The sequence below is a fragment of the Longimicrobium sp. genome (genome assembly GCF_036387355.1).
GTDB lineage: Bacteria > Gemmatimonadota > Gemmatimonadetes > Longimicrobiales > Longimicrobiaceae > Longimicrobium.
Genome location: NZ_DASVTX010000267.1, coordinates 1 through 2,097, shown reverse-complemented (window position 1 = coordinate 2,097; position 2,097 = coordinate 1). Strand labels below are relative to the sequence as shown.

At 73.5% G+C, this 2,097-nt stretch carries 2 protein-coding genes; both read right to left on the bottom strand.

Annotated features, from left to right (window positions below; genetic code table 11):
* Positions 1 to 556: 556 nt before the first annotated feature.
* Positions 557 to 1,519, bottom strand: a complete 963-nt coding sequence (locus VF665_RS11500) for a class I SAM-dependent methyltransferase (protein WP_331053577.1) — start codon at positions 1,517 to 1,519, stop codon at positions 557 to 559.
* A partial coding sequence (locus tag VF665_RS11495; protein ID WP_331053576.1) for a glycosyltransferase family 4 protein occupies positions 1,507 to 2,097 on the bottom strand: 591 nt, incomplete at its 5' end. The genes VF665_RS11495 and VF665_RS11500, both read right to left, overlap by 13 nt.

Genomic DNA, 2,097 nt, shown 5'->3' with positions numbered 1-2,097 from the left:
AAGAATGCCGGTGCGGCTGATGTAAGGAATCTCGGTGCGCCTGGTGCCATCTCACGCCGCCCGCGCCGCCCGCGGGCTATCATCGCTCCACCAGTGTCCTGCTGCCCACCTCGGCGCTGAGGCGTCATTCTGAAGGAGCGTGCGCCGCACTTTCCCCGGCACCGCGTTCCATCCGCGACTGAAGAATCCCGGACCGAAACGTCCGCCGCGCCGCGGGCCGGCGTGGCGCGCTCCAGCCTCTCCCGCCGCACCCGCAGCGTCCGAGCGTGCCGCGCAACCGGGCGTGCATGGGATGCCGTGGCGCGGGATTCTTCGGTCGGCGCCAAGGTCTGGTGTGACGGACGGTGCGGCGCTGCGCCTCGCAATGACACTCACGCTTTCTTGCGGAAGGCGAAAAGGATCGAATCGCCGCCCCTCCGCACGACATCAACCGCGGCGCGTAATGCATTGACGAGAAACGACTTCGCCCGGCCGCGGCAAACCGGATCCGGGCACTCCGCACTCCGCACTCCGCACCCAGCACTCACGCACTGGGCCGCTAGAGCACCCCCTCCCGCTACCCCGCCCTTCTTCCGTACGCCTGCAGATTCATCGCGAGCGGCGAGCGGGCGCCCCACGGGAGCGCGGCGGCCGCGGCGGAGGTGCCGCGCAGAAACGCGACGCGCGCCACGCGCCCCAGCCCCGGCGCTTCCGGCGGCACCACCGGCACCGCGGGGCGGATGTCGATCTCCGTGAACCCCGCCTGCTCCAGCGCCATCCGCAGCGCGCGCGGCGTAAAGTGCGACACGTGCACCAGGTTGTCCGCCACCGTGGGCCGGTATCCGCGAAACACCCGGCCGCGGATGCGCTCCTTCATCAACTGGTTGGGCCCGTGCGGCACCTTGACCGCGATCCACCCCCCCGGCGCGATCACCCGGTGCACGGCCCGCAGCGCATCCACCGGATCGGCGATGTGCTCCAGCACGTCCACCAGCGTCACCGCGCCGTACCGCCGCCCCTGCGCTTCCAGGTCGCGCAGGTCCGCGCGGTGCACCGGCAGCCCGGTCACCCGCTCGGCGTAGGCGCTGGTCCGCGGATTCAGCTCGATCCCCTCCGCGCGCCACCCGGCCTGCGCGGCCAGGTGGATCAGCCGCCCCACGTGCGCGCCCAGGTCCAGCAGCGTGCGCTCCGACGCGGGAACGCGCCGCTCCAGCCCGCGCAGCACCTCGTGAAAGATCAGGTCCTTGGTGCCGTCACGGAACTCGCCCTCCATCCACTCCGCGGACCAGCGCTGGTCGTACATCCGCCCGAAGTAGTCCGGCAGCGACGGAAGCCCGGCCGGCTGCCCGAACCCGCACTCCGCGCAGCGCAGCAGATCCACCGTGGCGCCGGTCAGCGCGCGGTGCAGTTCCGGATCCTGCTGGGCATAGGCGGAAAACTCAAAGATCGCCGTCGCCACGGGGCGCAGCCGCCGCCCGCCGCAGATCCAGCACGCCTCCACCGGATCGAACCCCGCCCCCAGCGCCGTCATTCCGCCCATTCCACGATCCGCTCCGCCATGTGGTCCCACGTCCACGCCCGCATTTGCGCCGAAAGCGCCAGCGCCGCCGTCCGCTGCCCGTCCAGTTCCGCGCGCCAGGCCCGCAGCCGGGCCGCAAGCGCGTCCGCGTCATCCGGGTCCGCCAGCAGCAGCGCATCCAGCGGGGCGGGAATCCGCTCCGCCACCCCCGCCCCGGCGCTGACCAGGGCCGGAAGCCCGCAGCAGATCGCCTCCTGCACCGCCAGCCCGTACGCCTCGTACCGCGTGGGCGCGGCAATGGCGTCCGCGGCCCAAAGCAGCGTGCGGATGTCGGACTGAAAGCCGAGGAACTCGATCCGGTCTCCCAGCCCCGCATCCGCCGCGCGCGCCCGCCACGCCTCCAGCTCGCCCCCCGCGCCCGCGACCGCCAGCCGCGCGTCCCACGCGGGATCGGCGCAGAGGCGCGCCCAGGCGGCGAACAGCGTGTCGAAGCCCTTGCGCCGGTCCCCCAGCGCGCCGATGAACGCCACCGCCGGCCGGGCGTCCGCCCACCCCAGCGCGCGCCGCGCCTCCGCCCGCTCCCGCGCGTCCGGCGGCCG